17 protein-coding genes are annotated in these 19,880 nt (G+C 73.6%); 13 read left to right on the top strand and 4 right to left on the bottom strand.

Going from position 1 to position 19,880, the window contains the following annotated elements:
• Positions 1 to 16: 16 nt before the first annotated feature.
• Together H0H10_RS39020 and H0H10_RS39025 are read right to left on the bottom strand one after the other, a co-directional pair.
• A complete protein-coding gene (locus H0H10_RS39020; RefSeq protein ID WP_188185977.1) occupies positions 17 to 817 on the bottom strand; it encodes a DUF3097 domain-containing protein in 801 nt (266 codons plus the stop codon).
• Positions 818 to 851: 34 nt separating this feature from the next.
• Positions 852 to 1,577, bottom strand: a complete 726-nt coding sequence (locus H0H10_RS39025) for an MBL fold metallo-hydrolase (protein ID WP_188185978.1) — start codon at positions 1,575 to 1,577, stop codon at positions 852 to 854.
• A 159-nt stretch (positions 1,578 to 1,736) separates the two neighbouring features.
• Between H0H10_RS39025 and hrcA the strand changes: the two genes are divergently transcribed.
• The 9 genes from hrcA (at position 1,737) to H0H10_RS39070 (ending at position 12,336) form a co-directional block, all read left to right on the top strand.
• Positions 1,737 to 2,753: a heat-inducible transcriptional repressor HrcA gene (hrcA, locus tag H0H10_RS39030; protein ID WP_188185979.1), complete on the top strand. Its 1,017-nt coding sequence runs from the start codon at positions 1,737 to 1,739 to the stop codon at positions 2,751 to 2,753.
• Positions 2,754 to 3,890: a molecular chaperone DnaJ gene (gene dnaJ / locus H0H10_RS39035; RefSeq protein WP_188185980.1), complete on the top strand. Its 1,137-nt coding sequence runs from the start codon at positions 2,754 to 2,756 to the stop codon at positions 3,888 to 3,890. It begins immediately after the preceding gene.
• Between the two features lie 99 nt (positions 3,891 to 3,989).
• A complete protein-coding gene (locus tag H0H10_RS39040; protein WP_188185981.1) occupies positions 3,990 to 5,075 on the top strand; it encodes a nitronate monooxygenase in 1,086 nt (361 codons plus the stop codon).
• The gene (locus H0H10_RS39045; protein ID WP_188185982.1) at positions 5,072 to 5,815 is read left to right on the top strand and encodes a 16S rRNA (uracil(1498)-N(3))-methyltransferase; all 744 of its coding nucleotides are present in this window, start codon (positions 5,072 to 5,074) and stop codon (positions 5,813 to 5,815) included. Before H0H10_RS39040 ends, H0H10_RS39045 begins: the two co-directional genes overlap by 4 nt.
• A gap of 359 nt (positions 5,816 to 6,174) precedes the next feature.
• Entirely contained in the window at positions 6,175 to 6,714 is a 540-nt protein-coding gene (locus tag H0H10_RS39050) for a hypothetical protein (protein WP_188185983.1), read from the top strand.
• A gap of 73 nt (positions 6,715 to 6,787) precedes the next feature.
• Positions 6,788 to 9,994 (top strand): S41 family peptidase, encoded by a 3,207-nt coding sequence (locus tag H0H10_RS39055; RefSeq protein WP_188185984.1) that lies wholly within the window; start codon positions 6,788 to 6,790, stop codon positions 9,992 to 9,994.
• A 54-nt stretch (positions 9,995 to 10,048) separates the two neighbouring features.
• Positions 10,049 to 10,402 (top strand): histidine triad nucleotide-binding protein, encoded by a 354-nt coding sequence (locus H0H10_RS39060; protein ID WP_188185985.1) that lies wholly within the window; start codon positions 10,049 to 10,051, stop codon positions 10,400 to 10,402.
• Between the two features lie 6 nt (positions 10,403 to 10,408).
• The gene (locus H0H10_RS39065; RefSeq protein WP_188185986.1) at positions 10,409 to 11,314 is read left to right on the top strand and encodes a ribonuclease Z; all 906 of its coding nucleotides are present in this window, start codon (positions 10,409 to 10,411) and stop codon (positions 11,312 to 11,314) included.
• Positions 11,315 to 11,334: 20 nt separating this feature from the next.
• Positions 11,335 to 12,336 (top strand): adenosine deaminase, encoded by a 1,002-nt coding sequence (locus tag H0H10_RS39070; protein WP_188185987.1) that lies wholly within the window; start codon positions 11,335 to 11,337, stop codon positions 12,334 to 12,336.
• Between the two features lie 3 nt (positions 12,337 to 12,339).
• On the opposite strand, the gene H0H10_RS39075 is transcribed toward H0H10_RS39070, so the two are convergent.
• Entirely contained in the window at positions 12,340 to 13,719 is a 1,380-nt protein-coding gene (locus tag H0H10_RS39075; RefSeq protein WP_188185988.1) for an MFS transporter, read from the bottom strand.
• Positions 13,720 to 13,894: 175 nt separating this feature from the next.
• Complete coding sequence (locus H0H10_RS39080) at positions 13,895 to 14,689, bottom strand: IclR family transcriptional regulator (RefSeq protein ID WP_188185989.1); 795 nt, start codon at positions 14,687 to 14,689, stop codon at positions 13,895 to 13,897.
• Positions 14,690 to 14,861: 172 nt separating this feature from the next.
• Between H0H10_RS39080 and H0H10_RS39085 the strand changes: the two genes are divergently transcribed.
• The 4 genes from H0H10_RS39085 to H0H10_RS39100 all read left to right on the top strand — a co-directional run bounded on the left by H0H10_RS39085 (position 14,862) and on the right by H0H10_RS39100 (position 19,793).
• Positions 14,862 to 15,758: a 5-dehydro-4-deoxyglucarate dehydratase gene (locus H0H10_RS39085; RefSeq protein WP_188186066.1), complete on the top strand. Its 897-nt coding sequence runs from the start codon at positions 14,862 to 14,864 to the stop codon at positions 15,756 to 15,758.
• The gene (locus H0H10_RS39090) at positions 15,755 to 17,050 is read left to right on the top strand and encodes a glucarate dehydratase family protein (protein WP_188185990.1); all 1,296 of its coding nucleotides are present in this window, start codon (positions 15,755 to 15,757) and stop codon (positions 17,048 to 17,050) included. The genes H0H10_RS39085 and H0H10_RS39090 overlap by 4 nt, the downstream gene beginning before the upstream one ends.
• 120 nt (positions 17,051 to 17,170) lie before the next feature.
• A complete protein-coding gene (locus H0H10_RS39095) occupies positions 17,171 to 18,502 on the top strand; it encodes an MFS transporter (RefSeq protein ID WP_373566970.1) in 1,332 nt (443 codons plus the stop codon).
• Positions 18,503 to 18,596: 94 nt separating this feature from the next.
• A complete protein-coding gene (locus tag H0H10_RS39100) occupies positions 18,597 to 19,793 on the top strand; it encodes a carbohydrate kinase family protein (RefSeq protein WP_373566969.1) in 1,197 nt (398 codons plus the stop codon).
• Positions 19,794 to 19,880 lie beyond the last annotated feature (87 nt).

Below are 19,880 nucleotides of genomic sequence, written 5' to 3' on the forward strand. Positions count from 1 at the left end.
CGGCGGGGGCGAAAACTCAGGTCGTCACGAAATCGATCAATTCCTCGACTCGCCCGAGCAGCTCCGGCTCCAGGTCCTTGTACGAACCCACCCGGGCCAGGATCGCCTGCCACACCGCGCCCGTGTTCTCGGGCGGCCAGCCCAGGGCCCGGCACACCCCCGTCTTCCAGTCCTGGCCGTGCGGTACCCGCGGCCAGGCGTCGATGCCCAGCGACGTCGGCTTCACCGCCTCCCAGATGTCGATGTAGGGATGGCCCACGACCAGCGCGTGCTCGCTCGTCACCGACTCCGCGATCCGCCACTCCTTCGAACCCGGCACCAGATGGTCCACCAGGACCCCCAGCCGCGCGTCCGGCCCCGGGGCGAAGTCGGCGACGATCGACGGCAGGTCGTCCACACCCTCCAGGTACTCCACGACCACGCCCTCGATGCGCAGGTCGTCGCCCCACACCTTCTCGACCAGTTCGGCGTCGTGCCGTCCCTCGACGTAGATGCGCCCGGCCCGCGCCACGCGCGCGCGTGCGCCGGGGACGGCGACGGAGCCGGAGGCCGTACGGGTGGGCCGTACCGGGCCCGAGGCGGGCCTCACGAGCGTCACCGCGCGGCCCTCCAGCAGGAAGCCGCGCGGCTGGAGCGGGAACACCCGGCGCTTGCCGAAGCGGTCCTCCAGGGTCACCGTGCCCGCCTCGCAGCCGGTCACCGCGCCGCAGAAGCCGGTGCCGGGCTCCTCCACCACCAGGCCGGGCTCGGCCGGAACCTCCGGTACCGGCTGCGATTTCTTCCACGGAGGGGTCAGGTCGGCGGAGTACTGGCGCATTCTGACGACGATACGAGGATCCCGTGGGCCGTGATCAGCGCGACACGCCGAAACGGGCCGCCAGCGCGTCCCGCTGCGCCCGGACGAACGCCGAGTCCACCACCGCGCCGTGACCGGGCACGTACAGCGCGTCCTCGCCGCCCAGGTCGAGCAGCCGGTCGAGGGCGGCCGGCCAGTGGGACGGCACGGCGTCGGGACCCGCCTGCGGGTCCCCGGACTCCTCGACCAGGTCGCCGCAGAAGACGACCTCCGGGTCGCCCGGCACCAGCACCGCCAGGTCGTGGCCCGTGTGCCCGGGACCCACGTTGGCCAGCAGGACCTGCCGGCCGCCGCCCAGGTCGAGCGTCCACTCGCCGCACACCTGGTGGCGGACGGGCGCCATCGCGTCCACCGCCTCCTCCGCCGCGCGTGCCTCCAGACCGTGGGCCACCGCGTCGGCCCGCAGCGCCTCCCGCCCCCGCGCGAGCACCGCCTCCACGCCCACCGCGCCGAACACCTCCGCCCCCGCGAACGCGCCCGCGCCGAGGACGTGGTCGAAGTGGGGATGGGTGAGCGCGAGATGCGTCACACGGTGACCGGCGAGTTCCTGCGCCCACGTGCGCAACCGTGCGCCCTCGCCGAGGCTCGACCCGGCGTCGACCATCAGGGCCGCGCCGTCGCCCACGACCAGCCCCGCCGTGCAGTCCCACACCGGCAGTCGGCAGCGCCCCACCCCGGCCGCCACCCTCTCCCATCCCAGGTCTTCCCAAGTCACCGTCATGACGGCGACGCTAGCGGTGGTGCGTTCCCGGGCGGGTCGGCGCGGGCCCGGCCTTGCCGGGTGCGTACCCCACGGCCGTACACTGGGCCGGGGAAGTCTGGCACTCCCACGCGCCGAGTGCCAGGGAACACAGCGGCGGAGGACCAGGAGGTGTGCGCGATGCTCAGTGAACGAAGGCTCCAAGTGCTGCGCGCCATCGTCCAGGACTACGTCGGCACCGAGGAGCCCGTCGGCTCCAAGGCCCTCACCGAGCGGCACAACCTCGGCGTCTCCCCGGCCACCGTGCGCAACGACATGGCGGCGCTGGAGGAGGAGGGGTTCATCGCCCAGCCGCACACCAGCGCCGGGCGCATCCCCACGGACAAGGGCTACCGGCTCTTCGTGGACAAGCTCGCGGGCGTCAAGCCCATGACCGCGCCCGAGCGGCGCGCCATCCAGAACTTCCTGGAGGGCGCCGTCGACCTCGACGACGTGGTGGCCCGGACCGTGCGGCTGCTCGCGCAGCTGACCCGGCAGGTCGCCGTCGTGCAGTACCCCTCGCTGACCCGGTCGACCGTGCGGCACGTGGAGTTGCTCTCCCTGGCGCCCGCGCGCCTGATGCTCGTGCTGATCACGGACACGGGCCGGGTCGAGCAGCGCATGGTCGACTGCCCGGCGCCGTTCGGCGAGGCGTCCCTGGCGGATCTGCGGGCCCGGCTCAACAGCCGGGTCGCCGGCCGCCGGTTCGCGGACGTGCCGAGCCTGGTGGAGGATCTGCCGGAGGCCTTCGAGGCCGAGGACCGCGGTACGGTCTCCACCGTGCTCTCCACTCTCCTGGAGACGCTGGTCGAGGAGAACGAGGAGCGGCTGATGATCGGCGGCACCGCCAATCTGACCCGCTTCGGACATGACTTCCCCCTCACGATCCGGCCCGTCCTTGAGGCGCTGGAGGAGCAGGTCGTGCTCCTCAAGCTGCTCGGCGAGGCGAAGGATCCGGGCGTGACCGTCCGTATCGGTCATGAGAACGCCCACGAAGGACTCAACTCCACGTCCGTCGTGTCGGTGGGCTACGGTTCGGGCGGCGAGGCGGTTGCCAAGCTCGGCGTGGTCGGACCGACCCGCATGGACTACCCGGGAACGATGGGAGCGGTACGCGCAGTGGCACGGTACGTCGGACAGATCCTGGCGGAGTCGTAGGTGGCCACGGACTACTACGCCGTACTCGGCGTGCGCCGCGACGCGTCCCAGGACGAGATCAAGAAGGCGTTCCGGAGGCTCGCACGCGAGCTGCACCCGGACGTCAACCCCGATCCGAAGACGCAGGAGCGCTTCAAGGAGATCAACGCCGCCTACGAGGTGCTGTCGGACCCGCAGAAGAAGCAGGTCTACGACCTCGGCGGCGACCCGCTGTCCCAGTCGGGCGGCGGGGGTGCCGGCGGCTTCGGCGCGGGCGGCTTCGGGAACTTCTCGGACATCATGGACGCGTTCTTCGGTACGGCGTCGCAGCGCGGGCCGCGCTCGCGCACGCGCCGGGGCCAGGACGCCATGATCCGTATCGAGGTGGAGCTGGACGAGGCCGCGTTCGGCACGACCAAGGACATCCAGGTCGACACGGCGGTCGTCTGCAACACCTGCAACGGCGAGGGCGCGGCCCCGGGCACGAGTGCCCAGACGTGTGACATGTGCCGCGGCCGCGGTGAGGTCTCGCAGGTCACCCGGTCCTTCCTGGGCCAGGTCATGACCTCGCGCCCGTGCCCCCAGTGCCAGGGCTTCGGGACCGTGGTCCCGACCCCGTGCCCGGAGTGCGCGGGCGACGGCCGCATCCGCTCCCGCCGCACGCTGACCGTGAAGATCCCGGCCGGTGTCGACAACGGCACGCGGATCCAGCTCGCGGGCGAGGGCGAGGTCGGACCCGGCGGCGGTCCCGCCGGCGACCTGTACGTCGAGATCCACGAGCTGCCGCACCCGACCTTCCAGCGCCGCGGCGACGACCTGCACTGCACGGTCACCATCCCGATGACGGCGGCCGCCCTCGGCACCAAGGTGCCGCTGGAGACCCTCGACGGCATGGAGGAGGTCGACATCCGCCCGGGCACCCAGTCCGGCCAGTCGATCCCGCTGCACGGCCGCGGTGTCACCCACCTGCGCGGCGGCGGCCGGGGCGACCTCGTCGTCCACGTCGAGGTCACCACGCCCACCAAGCTCGACCCCGACCAGGAACGCCTCCTGCGCGAGCTGGCCAAGCTCCGCGGCGAGGAACGGCCACAGGGCCAGTTCCAGCCCGGCCAGCAGGGCCTGTTCTCCCGTCTGAAGGACGCGTTCAACGGTCGCTGACGGGGCCGTCGCCAGGAGGTTCGGGGTGCGGATGCTCCTGGCGTATGCCGACGGAAGCCCGGATTCGGACTTGTTCGGAGGACGTGACAACATGCGGTCATGTCCTCCGCACTGACCGATCTCTTCCCCTGGCCGATCGTGCAGGCTCCCATGGCGGGCGGCGTCTCCGTGCCGCAGCTCGCCGGTGCCGTCTGCGAGGCCGGGGGGCTGGGGTTCCTGGCCTCCGGGTACAAGACCGCCGACGGGATGTACCAGGAGATCAAGCAGCTGCGCGGTCTGACGAGCCGCCCCTTCGGCGTCAACCTCTTCATGCCGCAGCCGGAGACGGCCGACCCGTCCGCCGTCGGTGTCTACGCCCACCAGCTGGCCGGCGAGGCCGCCTGGTACGAGACGGAGCTCGGCGATCCCGACTGCGGCCGGGACGACGGCTACGACGCCAAGCTCGCCGTGCTGCTGGACGACCCGGTGCCGGTGGTGTCGTTCCACTTCGGCGTCCCCAGCCGCGAGGTCGTCGCCTCCCTGCACCGCGCCGGCACCTTCGTCCTGGTCACCGCCACCACCCCCGAGGAGGCCCGGGCCGTCGAGCGGTCCGGCGCCGACGCGGTGATCGCGCAGGGCGTGGAGGCCGGCGGCCACCAGGGCACCCACCGGGACGACCCGGAGACGGACAACGCCGGCATCGGGCTGCTGTCGCTGGTCGCCCAGGTGCGCGAGGCGGTGAGCCTGCCCGTCGTCGCCGCCGGCGGCATCATGCGCGGCGGTCAGATCGCGGCGGTGCTCGCGGCCGGCGCGAGCGCGGCCCAGCTCGGCACCGCGTTCCTCGCCACCCCCGAGTCCGGCGCGCACGCCCTGCACAAGCAGGCGCTGACCAACCCCCTGTTCGTCCGGACCGAACTGACCCGTGCCTTCTCCGGACGCCCGGCCCGGGGCCTGGTCAACCGCTTCCTGCGCGAGCACGGCCCCTACGCGCCCGCCGCCTACCCGGACGTCCACCACCTCACCGCACCGCTGCGCAAGGCGGCGGCCAAGGCGGGTGACGCCCAGGGCCTGGCGCTGTGGGCGGGGCAGGGCCACCGGATGGCCCGGGAGCTGCCCGCCGGGCAGCTGGTGGAGGTGCTGGTGGCCGAACTCACGGCCGCCGGGACGGACTTGTCGGGGTACACGGCGGGAGGTGCGGGCCGATGACGGCGCCGGTGTTCGTGGTCGACTCTCTCGACGACCTCCCGGGCGGCCAGTACGTCCTCGACGGCCCTGAGGGGCGGCACGCCGTCTCCGTGAAGCGGCTGCGGCCCGGCGAGGACGTCGTCCTCACCGACGGGCGCGGACGCTGGGCCGAGGGCGTGGTGCAGGCCGCCGAGGGCAAGGACCGCCTGGTCGTCATGGACCTGGAGAGCGTCCACGAGGAGCCCGAGGAGCAGCCCCGTATCACCGTCGTCCAGGCCCTGCCCAAGGGCGACCGAGGTGAGCTGGCCGTCGAGACGATGACCGAGGTCGGCGTCGACGCGATCGTGCCGTGGGCCGCGTCCCGCTGCATCACCCAGTGGAAGGGCGACCGCGGTCTGAAGGCGCTCGGCAAGTGGCGGGCGACGGCCCGGGAGGCCGGCAAGCAGTCCCGCCGGGTCCGCTTCCCGGAGGTCGCGGACGCGGCGACGACCAAGCGGGTTGCCTCACTTCTGGCCGAGGCCGACTTCGCCGCCGTGCTCCACGAGAGCGGCGACGAGCCGCTGGCCGCCGCCGAACTCCCGGCCTCCGGCGAGATCGTGCTGGTCGTCGGTCCCGAAGGCGGTGTCTCCCCCGAGGAGTTGGCGCTGTTCGCGCAGGCGGGCGCGAAGCCCTACCGCCTGGGGCGCAGTGTCCTGCGCACCTCCACCGCCGGTACGGCGGCCACGGCGGTCCTGCTGGCCCGCACCGGCCGCTGGTCCTGACGGCCCGTCGACGGCCGGCCGCTCCCGCATCGACACCACGGCCGCATCGACACCAACGCCGGGAAGAGCTCCCAGCCGGCCGGCTCCACGGGACGGCCCCCGGCCACGGGCGGCAGCCCGCGCCGCCCGGCCTCGTCGGCCAACGCCCGTACGACCCCGGGCTCGGGCAGGTTGAGCAGGTTGCCGCGGCCGCCCAGCCCAGGCGGAAGACGAACCGGACGCGGACGCCGTCGCCGTACAGCGTGGGGGCGTCGCGCCGGACACCGTCACGGCCCCGTTCCTGCCGTCGCGCCCGGGGTGGTGAGGAGTGGCCGTATGCGCCCTACCGCGAGGCCCTTGCCGGTGGCAGTCTGCCGTCCATGGGGGTATTGAGGAGGATTTGGCGTCGGCCACGCGTACCGCGACCGGTCCTGGTGGCCGCGAGCACGGTCGTCGCCGTCGGCGGTCTGGCCGCCTGTGACCCGGCCGGGATGAGCTCCGCGTCGGTGGCGTACACGACCGATCAGACCGTGACGCGGGAACTCGACCGGCGCGAGGCGGCCGTGCGGTGGCTCACCTGCACCGCGTCCTTCGGCGACGACGGCACGACCGCCTCGGCGGACGAGGACACCGTCGCCTCCGTCGACTGCCGGGGCAGGACCGACGACGGGAAGGAGATCACCGTCGACGGCAAGGTGACCCGCGTGGTCGACGGCGCCTGCGTACGCGGTGACCTGACCGCGAAGGTGGACGGCAAGGAGCGGTTCCGCGTCCAGGGGCTCGGTGACTGCGACGCCACCACCGCGCCGCCCGGGAGCGGCCCCACCCGCGGACAGCCCGGACCCACCGTCACGGTGACCGTCACCAGGACCGTCTGGTGCGACGCCTATCCCGACTGCCGGCCCGTGCAGGGCAAGTAGCGCCCGGTGGGCGGTGGCCGGTAAGTGATCCAAACCTCTGTCGGCGGGCGCCGCCCCTGCATAGGGTGAGGGGGTGACACAGCCCGCAGCGCCCGCATACCTCCGGTTCCCGCACCCACACGGCGAGTTGGTCGCCTTCACCGCCGAGGACGACGTGTGGCTCGCCCCGCTCGACGGCGGCCGGGCCTGGCGGGTCAGCGCCGACAACGTGCCGGTGAACCACCCGCGCATCTCGCCCGACGGCACCACCGTCGCCTGGACGTCCACCCGCGACAGCGCCCCCGAGGTGCACGTCGCGCCCGTCGACGGCGGTCCCGCGAGGCGCCTCACGCACTGGGGCAACCCCAAGACACAGGTGCGCGGCTGGACGCCCGAGGGGCGGGTCCTCGCCGTCAGCGCGTACGGGCAGGCCAGCCTGCGCCGCACCTGGGCGCGGGCCGTCCCGCTCGACGGCGGACCCGCCGCCACCCTGCCCCACGGGCCCGTCGGCGACGTCGCGTACGGGCCGCACACCGTGCTGCTGTCCGCGCCGATGGGCCGCGAGGCCGCCTGGTGGAAGCGGTACCGGGGCGGCACGGCGGGCAAGCTGTGGATCGACCGCGAGGGCGACGGCGAGTTCGTCCGGCTGCACGAAGACCTCGACGGCAACATCGAGTACCCCTTCTGGGTCGGGGACCGGATCGCGTTCCTCTCCGACCACGAGGGCACCGGCGCGCTCTACTCCTCCCTCGCCGACGGATCCGACCTGCGCCGGCACACCCCCCTCGACGGCTTCTACGCCCGGCACGCCGCCACCGACGGCACCCGCGTCGTCTACTCCTGCGCCGGTGAACTCTGGGTCCTGGACGACCTGGACGGGGCCGAGCCCCGCCGGCTGGACATCCGGCTCGGCGGGCCGCGCGTGGACCTCCAGCCGTACCCGGTCAACGCCGCCCGCTGGTTCGGCTCGGCGTCCCCCGACCACACCGCGCGCGGCAGCGCCGTCGCCGTACGCGGCGGTGTGCACTGGGTCACCCACCGCTCCGGACCGGCCCGCGCGCTCGCCGCGCAGCCCGGCGTACGGACCCGGCTGCCGCGCACCTTCCGCGCCGACGGCGAGGAATGGGTCGTGTGGGTGACGGACGCCGAGGGCGACGACGCCCTGGAGTTCGCGCCCGCCACCGGGCTCGCGCCCGGCGCCACCCCGCGCCGCCTCGCCGCCGGACAGCTCGGCCGGGTCCTGTCGCTCGCCATGGCCCCCGACGGCAGCCGCGCCGCCGTCGCCTCCCACGACGGGCGGGTCCTGCTCGTCGAGCGCGAGACCGGCGAGGTGCGCGAGCTCGACCGCAGCGAGGACGGCGACGCCTCCGGGCTGGTCTTCTCGCCCGACTCCACCTGGCTCGCCTGGTCGCACCCCGGCCCGGACCCGCTGCGCCAGCTCAAGCTCGCCAACACCACCGACCTGTCCGTCACCGAGGCGACCCCGCTGCGCTTCAAGGACTACTCCCCGGCGTTCACCCTCGACGGCAAGCACCTCGCCTTCCTGTCGACCCGGTCCTTCGACCCGGTCTACGACGAGCACGTCTTCGACCTCGCCTTCGTCGACGCCGCCCGCCCGTACCTGATCACGCTGGCCGCGACCACCCCGTCGCCGTTCGGCCCGCAGCGCCACGGCCGGCCCTTCGAGAGCTCCGAGCGCGAGGAGACCCCCGACAGCGAGGGCACCCCCACCACCCGCATCGACCTGGAGGGCCTCGCCGACCGCATCGTGCCCTTCCCGGTCGAGGCCGCCCGCTACTCCCGGCTGCGCGCCGCCAAGGACGGCGTGCTGTGGCTGCGCCACCCGGTCACCGGCGTCCTCGGTGCCTCCCGGGCCACCCCCGAGGACCCGGACCCGCACACCGAGCTGGAGCGCTACGACCTCGCCCAGCAGCGCGTCGAGCACCTCGCCGGCGACGCCGACCACTTCGAGGTCAGCGGCGACGGCAAGCGGGTCCTGCTGTGGACCGACGGACGGCTCAAGGTCGTGCCCAGCGACCGGCGGGCCTCCGGCGACGAGGACAGCGACACCAACATCACCGTCGACCTGAGCCGGGTGCGGCAGACCGTCGACCCGGCCGCCGAGTGGCGGCAGATGTACGACGAGACCGGCCGCATCATGCGGGACAACTTCTGGCGGCCCGACATGAACGGCGTCGACTGGACCGGCGTCCTCGACCGCTACCGGCCCGTCCTCGACCGCCTCGCCACCCACGACGACCTGGTCGACCTGCTGTGGGAGGTGCACGGCGAACTCGGCACCTCGCACGCCTACGTCACCCCGCGCGGCGGCCACGGCGGCGGCGCACCGCAGGGCCTGCTCGGCGCCGACATCTCGCGCCACGAGGACGGCAGCTGGCGCATCGACCGCGTCCTGCCCTCGGAGACCTCCGACCCCGACGCCCGTTCCCCGCTCGCCGCGCCCGGCGTCGCCGTGCGCGCCGGGGACGCGATCGTGGCGGTCGCCGGACAGCCCGTCGACCCGGTCACCGGGCCCGGCCCGCTGCTGGTCGGCACGGCCGGAAAGCCCGTCGAGCTGACCGTCTCCCCGGCCGGCGGCGGAGAGCCGCGGCACGCCGTGGTCGTCCCGCTCGCCGACGAGGAACCCCTGCGCTACCACGCCTGGGTCGCCGACCGCAGGGCCTACGTCCAGGAGAAGTCCGGCGGCCGGCTCGGCTACCTCCACGTGCCCGACATGGTCGGCTCCGGCTGGGCCCAGCTCCACCGCGACCTGCGCGTCGAGGTCACCCGGGAGGGCCTGGTCGTCGACGTCCGCGAGAACCGCGGCGGGCACACCTCCCAGCTGGTCGTGGAGAAGCTGGCCCGGCGGATCGTCGGCTGGGACCTGCCGCGCGGCATGCGGCCCACGAGCTACCCGCAGGACGCGCCCCGCGGCCCGGTCGTCGCCGTCGCCAACGAGTTCTCCGGCTCCGACGGCGACATCGTCAACGCCGCGATCAAGGCACTCGGCATCGGCCCGGTCGTCGGCACCCGCACCTGGGGCGGCGTCATCGGCATCGACAGCCGCTACCGGCTGGTCGACGGGACGCTGATCACCCAGCCCAAGTACGCCTTCTGGCTGGAGGGCTACGGCTGGGGCGTGGAGAACCACGGCGTCGACCCGGACGTCGAGGTCCCGCAGCGCCCCCAGGACCACGCCGCCGGCCGGGACCCCCAACTGGACGAGGCGATCCGCATCGCCCTGGCCGCCCTGGAGGAGACCCCGGCGAAGACGCCGCCCAGCCTGCCCGCCTCGGACTGAGGTGCCCAGTCGCTACGATGCCCCGGTAGAAGATCACCAGCATGAGGAGGCCCCATGGCAGGGGAGCCGCAGGACGACTGCCTGTTCTGCAAGATCGTCGCGGGGACGATCCCGGCGACGATCGTCCGTGAGACGGAGACGACCGTCGCCTTCCGCGACATAAACCCGCAGGCGCCCACCCACGTCCTGGTGATCCCCAAGGCGCACTACCGGGACGCGGCCACGCTCGCCGCCGGTGCCCCGGAGCTCGCCGCGGACGTCCTGCGCGAGACCCGGGCCGTCGCCGACGAGGAGAAGCTGGAGAGCTACCGCATCGTCTTCAACACCGGCAGCGGCGCCGGCCAGACCGTCTGGCACACCCACGCCCACGTCCTCGGTGGCCGCGGCCTCGAATGGCCCCCCGGATAAACAGCCGTGTCTGTACGCGAACTGGTGGTCCTCGGCACCGCCAGCCAGGTCCCGACCCGGCACCGCAACCACAACGGTTACCTGCTGCGCTGGGACGGCGAGGGCATCCTCTTCGACCCCGGCGAGGGCACGCAGCGCCAGATGCTGCGCGCCGGGGTCGCCGCCCACGACCTGAACCGCATCTGCGTCACCCACTTCCACGGCGACCACAGCCTCGGCCTCGCGGGCGTCATCCAGCGCATCAACCTCGACGGGGTGCCGCACGAGATCACCGCCCACTACCCGCGCTCCGGCCGGCGCTTCTTCGACCGCCTGCGGTACGCCACGGCCTACCGCGAGACGGTCGGCATCACCGAGGCGCCGGTCGACGCGGACGGGACCCTGGCGGTCACGCCCGCCTACACGCTCCAGGCGCACAGGCTCTCCCACCCCGTCGAGTCCTACGGCTACCGCCTGATCGAGCCCGACGGCCGCCGCATGCTGCCCGACCGCCTGGCCGCGCACGGGATCAAGGGCCCGGACGTGGGCCGGCTCCAGCGGGAGGGCTCGCTCGGCGGCGTCCGCCTGGAGGACGTCAGCGAGGTGCGCCGCGGCCAGCGGTTCGCGTTCGTCATGGACACCCGGCTGTGCGAGGGGGTGCACGCCCTCGCCGACGGCTGCGACCTGCTCGTCATCGAGTCGACGTTCCTGGACGAGGACGAGGAGCTGGCCGTCGAGCACGGCCACCTGACGGCCGGGCAGGCCGCGCGGGCGGCCCGGGACGCGGGCGTCCGGCACCTGGTCCTGACCCACTTCAGCCAGCGCTACTCGGACCCGGAGGAGTTCGAGCGGCAGGCCCGGGCGGCCGGCTACGAGGGCGAGCTGACCGTAGCCCATGACCTACAGAGAGTTCCGGTTCCGAAACGTCGGTGAAACGGCCGTACGATTCTCTGATGCCCCTGCCCAAAGCTGAACTGCACCTCCACATCGAAGGCACTCTTGAGCCCGAGCTGGCCTTCGAGCTGGCCGCCCGCAACGGCGTGTCCCTGCCGTACGCGGACACGGACGAGCTGCGCGAGGCGTACCGGTTCGCGGACCTGCAGTCCTTCCTGAACCTGTACTACGAGCTCATGGCCGTCCTGCGCACCGAGCGGGACTTCGAGGACCTCGCCAACGCCTACCTGGCCCGCGCCGCCGCGCAGGGCGTGCGGCACGCGGAGATCTTCTTCGACCCGCAGGCCCACCTCGCCCGGGGCGTCGACATGGGCACGGTCGTGGAGGGGCTGTGGCGGGCGCTCGGCAGCAGCGAGGCGGCACACGGCGTCTCCACCCGGCTGATCATGTGCTTCCTGCGCGACGAGTCCGCCGAGTCGGCCCTTCGGACCCTGGACGCGGCCAAGCCGTACCTCGACCGCATCACCGGCGTCGGCCTGGACTCGGCCGAGGTCGGGCACCCGCCGGTGAAGTTCCGCGAGGTGTACGAGGCCGCCGCCGCCCTCGGGCTGCGCCGGGTGGCGCACGCGGGCGAGGAGGGGCCGCCGGAGTACGTCACCGAGGCCCTGGACGTCCTCGGCGTCGAGCGGATCGACCACGGCCTGCGCTGCGTGGAGGACCCGGCACTGGTCGAGCGGCTGGTGCGCGAACGCGTCCCGCTGACCCTGTGCCCGCTGTCCAACGTCCGGCTGCGCACGGTCGACACCCTCGCCGACCACCCGCTGCCCGCCATGCTCGACGCCGGCCTGCTCTGCACGGTCAACTCCGACGACCCGGCCTACTTCGGCGGCTACGCCGGCGACAACTTCGACGCCGTGCGCGAGGCCCTCGGGCTGACCGAGGAGCGGCTGCGCGAACTCGCCCGCAACTCCTTCCTCGCCTCGTTCCTGGAGGACGACGAGGAGCGGCGGGCGCGGTACCTCGCCGAGGTGGAGGCGTACGTCTTCCCGCGCCGGGCGTAGGGATCAGCCCGTCCCGGACCCCGGTGCGGCCGCCGCCTGCCGGGGTCCCGCCGTGCCGTAGGCGCGCTGCACGGGCACGGCCGGGGCGTCCACCTCGATCTCCACCACGGGCTGCTCCGGGGCGCCGACCTCGGGCACCGTGCCGCTGGGCGTGCCGGTGGAGGCGGCGACCACGGCGGCCGGGGTGCCGCCGCGGCGGCGGACCGCGCCGGGCAGCAGCGGGCGCCCGCCGGTGTGCAGGGCGACGGCGGTCATCGGCACGGCGACCAGGAGCAGCCCGGCACCGAGGACCGCGCCCATGACCGGGAATCCGGCACCGGCCGACAGCACGCTGCCGGTCAGCGGGCCGGCGGCCGTGCCCAGCGAGGACGCCGACCCGGCGAGCACCGCCCAGCGGCCGCGCGGGTCGAGCGAAGCGGCGAGGCCGATCAGGTACGACAGCACGACCGGGTACAGCGTGTTCCAGGCGATCTCGCCGGTCGCGAAGGTCACCGGCCCGGTCGCCGACGCGCTCAGCGCGATGCACCCGGCGATGAGCACCGTGCCCGCCCCGATGGGCACCGCACGCCCCAGCCGCGGCCCGATGGCCCCGGCCGCCAGCACGCCCAGCAGGCCCGCGCCCAGGGCGGCGGCGAAGACCACGCCGAGGGCGGCCTCGCCGAGGTGGGCCTGCGTCAGTCCGATCCGGCCGCTGACGCCCCACAGCGAGTTCTGGGCGAGCGACCAGCACATCATGGCACCGGCCAGGACCAGCCCCGAGCGGCGGTGGGGGAGCGGGGCGGACTCCTCGTGGCCGGCCGCCGGGGCGGCCGTGCCGCCGGGGAGCCGGCCGGTCACGGGCCACACGGCGAGCGCGGTCAGCGCGATCGCGGCCAGCGGCAGACCGTGCCCCCGGCCGAGGTGCGGAACCGTCAGATACACGGCGGCGGCCAGCCCGGACACGCTCAGCAGCCCCAGCGTGGACGCCCGGTGCGGGTCGCTCCCCCACGCTCGAACACCCTCGCGCGGGGGGACCCCCATGGCGGCGATCCGGGTGGCGGCGACCGTGGTGGTCGTCCCCGACCCGAAGCCGCCGACGACCGCGCCGGCGACGACGGCCCAGACGGTGGTGGTGAGCGAGGCGGTGCCGTAGCCGAGGGCGGCCAGGGCGAGCCCGGACCGGGCGAGCCGCCGCGCCCCGATCCGCTCCACCCGGGAGGCCAGCGCGAAGCCGGCCGACGCCGAACTCAGCAGCAGCGCGCTGCCGACGGCGCCCGCCTGAGTGGCGGTCAGCGCAAGCCCGTCGGCGAGCCTGCCGACGGTCGTGGGCAGCAGATACGGGGCGAGGTACCCGGCCGTGAAGAGGGCGACGAGGGGCCAGGGGGCGGTGCGGGGGGCGAACACGGGCGTTCCCGGGGCATGCGTGAGGAGCGGTTCGGAGGGGGAGGGGGCGACGACCGTCGACGGACAGGAACGCGCGGGCAATTTGTATCAAGCGCGGGAGCGGTGAGGGAGGGCAGGGGGTGTGATGTGAGTCACTTGTGTGTTTGCCGTTGTGGAGACCGGGTAGAAGTGGCGGCTAACGCCAGTGGACCGACCCGCCGCCGGCCGGAACCATCGCCTCCACCTTCGCCCGGATCTCCCGCATCACCGCGACGATCCGCTCCTCGTGAGCGGGTGTCAGCCGGGCCACCGGCACCGAGCAGCTGACCGCGTCCTGCGCGGGTGTGTCGTACCGCAGCGCGAACCCGAAGCCGACGATCCCCGGCACGCCCTCCTCCCGGTCCACGGAGTAGCCGCGGGCCCGGATCTCCGCGAGGTCGGCCGCCAGGGACTCCCGGCTGGTGTGCGTGTTGGGCGTCAGCGCCTCGTACGGCCCCTCGGGCAGCTCGGCGTCCGGCCGCTCCGCCAGCAGCGCCTTGCCCAGCGCGCCCACGTGGGCGGGCAGCCGGCGTCCCACCCTGCTGATCGTGCGCAGGTACTCGTGCGACTCCCGCGTCGCCAGATAGGCCACGTCGCGTCCGTCCAGCCGCCCCAGGTGGATCGTCTCGCCCAGCGCCTCGGAGGCCTCGTCGAGGTACGGCCGCACCACCCGCACCCGGGGGTCGGAGTCCAGGTAGCTGGTGCCGGTGAGCAGGGCGTGGATGCCGATGCCGTACAGCGAGCCGGTGACGTCGGTGCGGACCCAGCCGCGCGAGATCAGGGTCTGGAGCAGCGCGTACATCGAGCTGCGCGGCACGCCCAGCTCGTCCGCCAGCTCCTGCAGCCGCGCCGGGCGGTCCCCGCGCGCGGCCAGCACCTCCAGCAACTCGACCGTGCGCGCCGCGGACTTCACCTCACGGACGCCGCCGCTCGCGCCCCCTGTCTCCGACATGTGCCGATCGTAATCGGATGCCGCCGGCCCATTGACGGGTCATGTTCGCATATCTAATCTCCATCTCCATACGTGGACGGCATCTACATGGGGAGATGAGTCAAGGGTGAGTCTCGATACCGGCACCGGCACCGGAACAGCGGCCGCGGTGGCCCGACGGCTGCGGGAGGGGATGGCGGAGAAGGTGCTCTCCTTCCCGCTGACCAGCTTCCGCGCCGACGGGTCCCTCGACCCCGACGGCTACCGCGCCTACGTCGCCGAACGGCTCGCCGCCGAACCCGGCGCCCTCTTCCCCGCCTGCGGCACCGGCGAGTTCTTCTCCCTCGACGAGGACGAGTACCGGCAGGTCGTCACCATCGCCGTCGAGGAGACGGCCGGCCGCGTGCCCGTCGTCGCCGGCACCGGCTACGGCTGGGCCCAGGCCCTCCGCTTCGCGCGGATCGCCGAGGACGCCGGCGCCGACGCCCTGCTGGTCATGCCGCACTACCTCACCGCCGCCCCGCAGGACGGACTGGTCGCCCAGCTGGAGCGGATCGCCGCCGGCACCCGGCTCCCGCTCGTCGCCTACCAGCGCGGCCAGGTCTCCTACACCGCCGCATCCCTCCGGCGCATCGCCCGCATCCCCGGCGTGATCGGCCTCAAGGACGGCCACAGCGACCTGGACCGCCTCCAGCGGCTCGTCCTCGCCGCCCCCGAGGACTTCCTGTTCTTCAACGGCGCCGCCACCGCCGAGATCCAGGCCCGCGCCTACGCGGCCGTCGGCGTCCCCGCCTACTCCTCCGCCGTGCACGCCTTCGCCCCCGAGATCGCGAACGCCTTCTTCACCGCCCTGCAGGCCGGCGACACCGGCACGGCCGGCAAGCTGCTGCGCGACTTCTACGTCCCCTTCGTCGAACTGCGCGACCGCGTCCCCGGCTACGCCGTGTCCCTCGTGAAGGCCGCCGCCCGGCTGCGTGGACGCCCCGTCGGCCCCGTGCGCGCCCCGCTCGCCGACCCCTCGGCCGCCGACCTGGCCGACCTGAAGACCCTGCTCACCACCGGACTCGACCTCGTAGGAGCCGCCCTGTGACCCGCGACCTGACCATCACCGAGGTACGGCTGACGCCGATCCTGGTCGCCGACCCGCCCCTGCTGAACACCCAGGGCGTCCACCAGCCGTACACCCCGCGCCTGGTCATCGAGGTGGTGACCGCCGACGGGATCACCGGAGTCGGCGAGACGTACGGCGACACCAAGTACCTGGAACTCGCCCGCCCCTTCGCCGACAAGCTCGTGGGACGGCAGGTCAGTGACCTCAACGGCCTGTTCACCACCGCCGACGAGGTGGCCGTCGACTCCTCCCGCGTCTTGGGCCAGGTCGACGTCGGCGGCCTGCGCGGCGTCCAGACCGCCGACAAACTGCGCCTGTCCGTCGTCTCCGGCTTCGAGGTCGCCTGCCTCGACGCCCTCGGCAAGGCGCTCGGCCTGCCCGTGCACGCGCTGCTGGGCGGCAAGGTGCGCGACGCCGTCGAGTACAGCGCCTACCTCTTCTACAAGTGGGCCGACCACCCCGAGGGCGTGCCCTGCGAGAAGGACGACTGGGGCGCCGCCGTCGACCCGGCCGGCGTCGTCGAGCAGGCCCGCGTCTTCACCGAGCGGTACGGCTTCACCTCCTTCAAGCTCAAGGGCGGCGTCTTCCCGCCCGAGGAGGAGATCGCCGCGGTCAGGGCCCTCGCCGCCGCCTTCCCCGGACACCCCCTGCGCCTGGACCCCAACGGCGCCTGGTCCGTCGCGACGTCCCTGAAGGTCGCCGAGGAACTGGGCGATGTCCTGGAGTACCTGGAGGACCCCGCGCTCGGCACCCCCGCCATGGCCGAGGTCGCCGCGAGGACCGGCGTGCCGCTCGCCACCAACATGTGCGTGACCACGTTCGCCGAGATCAAGGAGGCGTTCACCAAGAACGCCGTGCAGGTCGTCCTCTCCGACCACCACTACTGGGGCGGGCTGCGCAACACCCAGCAGCTCGCCGCCGTCTGCCGCACCTTCGGCGTCGGGGTGTCCATGCACTCCAACACCCACCTGGGCATCAGCCTCGCCGCCATGACCCACGTGGCGTCGACCGTCCCGAACCTCCACCACGCCTGCGACTCCCACTACCCCTGGCAGTCGGAGGACGTGCTCACCGAGCGGCTGACCTTCGACGGCGGCAAGGTCGCCGTCTTTGACGCACCCGGCCTCGGTGTCGAACTCGACCGCGACAGGCTGGCCTTCCTCCACCGGCGCTGGCTCGACGACGACGGCACGCTCCGGGACCGCGACGACGCCGCCGCGATGCGCGTGGCCGACCCCGCGTGGGTCACCCCCTCCGTCCCCCGCTGGTGACCCTCCCGGAACCTCCTCCCCCTGCCACGATCGGAGCCGCTCGTGTCCGCAGTGCCCCCCGTTCCCGAAGTGCAGCACCCACCCGCCGTCCGGTCGGCCATCCGCAAGATCTTCCGCCGCGTGGTCCCCCTGTTCTTCGTGATGTTCGTCGCGAACTACATGGACCGCGTCAACCTCGGCTTCGCCCAGGACGAACTCCGCGCCGACGTCGGCCTGTCCGCCGCCGCCTTCGGGCTCGGCGCGGGCATCTTCTTCATCGCGTACGCCATCTTCGAGGTCCCCTCCAACATGCTGATGGAGCGGTTCGGGGCCAAGGTGTGGCTCACCCGCATCATGATCAGCTGGGGTGTCGTCGCCACCGCGATGGCCTTCGTCAACAGCGCGGAGATGTTCTACGCCCTGCGCTTCCTGCTCGGCGTCGCCGAGGCCGGCTTCTTCCCGGCCGTCATCTACTACTTCAGCCGCTGGCTGCCCGACAGCCACCGGGGCCGGGCCACCTCGATCTTCCTCATGGGCTCCGGCACCGCGACCGTCATCGTCGGCCCCATCTCCGGAGCCCTGATGGAGATGCACGGCATCTGGGGCCACGCCGGCTGGCAGTGGATGTTCTTCATCGAGGGCATCTTCTCCGTGGTCCTCGGCTTCGTCGTCTACCGGTTCCTCGACTCGGGGATCGAGACCGCCAAGTGGCTCACCGACGAGGAGAAGACCGGCCTCGTCGCGGTCATCGACGCCGAGCAGCGCGATCGCGAGGACCGGCGCGGCACCGCCCGCGTCTCGCGCTGGAAGCTGCTCGCCGACCCGCAGATGCTGCTGTTCCTGTGGATCTACTTCGCGATCAACGTGGCCCTGTACGCCGTGACGTTCTGGCTGCCGTCGATCGTCGACGACATCGGCGGGCTCAGTGACCTCCAGGTCGGGTTCCTCACGGCGGTGCCGTGGCTGTGCGCGATCGCCGCCGTCTACGTCAGCGGACGGATCTCGGACCGCATCGGCAAGCGGCGGCCCGTGCTGATCGCCCTGCTCCTCCTCGGCGGCTGCGGCACCCTGCTGGCCGTGTTCGTCTCGCCCTGGGTGGGCCTGGGGGCCCTGTGCCTGGCCGCGATGGGCTTCAAACCGGCCTCCCCGGTCTTCTGGACGATCCCGCAGAGCTACCTCGACGCCCGGGCGGCCGCCCCCGGCATCGCGCTGATCAACTCCATCGGCAACCTCGGCGGGTTCGTCGCCCCCACCGCCTTCGGGATCATCGAGGACACCACCGGCTCGACCAAGGGCGGCCTCGTCGGCCTCACCGTCGTCGGCTTCCTGGCCGCGCTGAGCGTGCTGCTGGTACGCGGCGGCGGACGCAACGACCGGGACCGCACGCGCCCCGCGAAGACCCCGGCGGCCACGGCACCCGAGGCCACCCCGGGCGCGGCGCGGACCGCCCGTCCCGGACCGGCGGCGGCCTGACACCACCGGCCCGGACACCGTCGGTTCGAACACCGCCGGGACAGCGGTGGCGTGGTGCACACTGGCCTGATCCGCACCACGTCAGGGAGCGCACGTGACAGCGTCCACCGTGTCCACCGCGTCCGCCGCCGCCTCGGTCGCGGGGGGAGCGCATCGCGAACACCACGAGGGAACACACCGCGAGGTCGCCCAGCGCGACGGATCGCACCGCCACCCCCAGGTCGATCCCCTGGCCGGCCTGCGCACACCCGAGGACCCGCCCTGGGACGTGTATCTGACGGGCACCGTCTTCCTCGACATCGTCTTCACCGGGCTCGACTCCGCCCCGGTGCGCGGGACCGAGTCCTGGGCACGGGGGATGGGGTCGAGCCCGGGCGGCGTGGCGAACATGGCGACCGCGCTGGCCCGCCTCGGCCTGCGCACCTCCCTCGCCGCGGCCTTCGGCGACGACCACTACGGCGACTACTGCTGGGATGCCCTCGCCCAGGGCGAGGGCATCGACCTGACCCCGTCGCGCACCGTTCCCGGCTGGCACTCGCCGGTGACGGTCTCGATGGCGTACGAGGGCGAGCGCACGATGGTCTCCCACGGCCACGAGCCGCCCCCCGAGGAGCCGGCACCCGACTGCCCGCCCCGCGCCCGCGCCGCCATCGCCTCCCTCACGCCCGGCAGCCGGGCGCCCTGGATCGCCCAGGCCGCGGCGAACGGCACCCGCGTCTTCGCCGACGTCGGCTGGGACGACACCGGCGCCTGGGACCTGGCCGGCCTGCCCGACCTGGCGCACTGCGAGGCGTTCCTGCCGAACGCCGAGGAGGCCATGCGCTACACCGGCACCGACTGCCCGCGCGCCGCCGCCCACGCCCTGACCGAGCACGTGCCGCTCGCGGTGGTCACCCTCGGCGCGGAGGGCGCGTACGCGGTGGACCGGCGCAGCGGAGAGAGCGCCGAGGTCCCGGCCATCGCCGTAGAGGCCCTGGACCCGACCGGCGCCGGGGACGTCTTCGTCGCCGGGTTCGTCACCGGCACCCTGGCCGGCTGGCCGATCGCCGACCGCCTCGCCTTCGCCGGGCTGACCGCCGCCCTCTCCGTCCAGGAGTTCGGCGGCTCGCTCTCGGCGCCCGGCTGGTCCGAGATCGCCGCATGGTGGCGCCGGGTCCAGTCCGTCGAGGGCCAGGACCCGGCGGCCCTGCGCCGGTACGCGTTCCTGGCGGACCTGGTCCCGGACGGACTGGTCAGGCCCTGGCCGCTCAGGCGGGCGGTGCCGACGATCGGCTTCCGCCGGCCGGCCTGAGCGGAGTGACCACCGGTCACCGGGGCGAACGCACTGCCGAAAAGCCCTACGGCCTTGTCAGCCCACCGTCGTACCCTGGGAATCGCG

Origin of the sequence: Streptomyces griseicoloratus (genome assembly GCF_014534645.1) — a bacterium.
In the GTDB taxonomy this organism is placed as follows: Bacteria; Actinomycetota; Actinomycetes; order Streptomycetales; family Streptomycetaceae; genus Streptomyces; species Streptomyces griseicoloratus.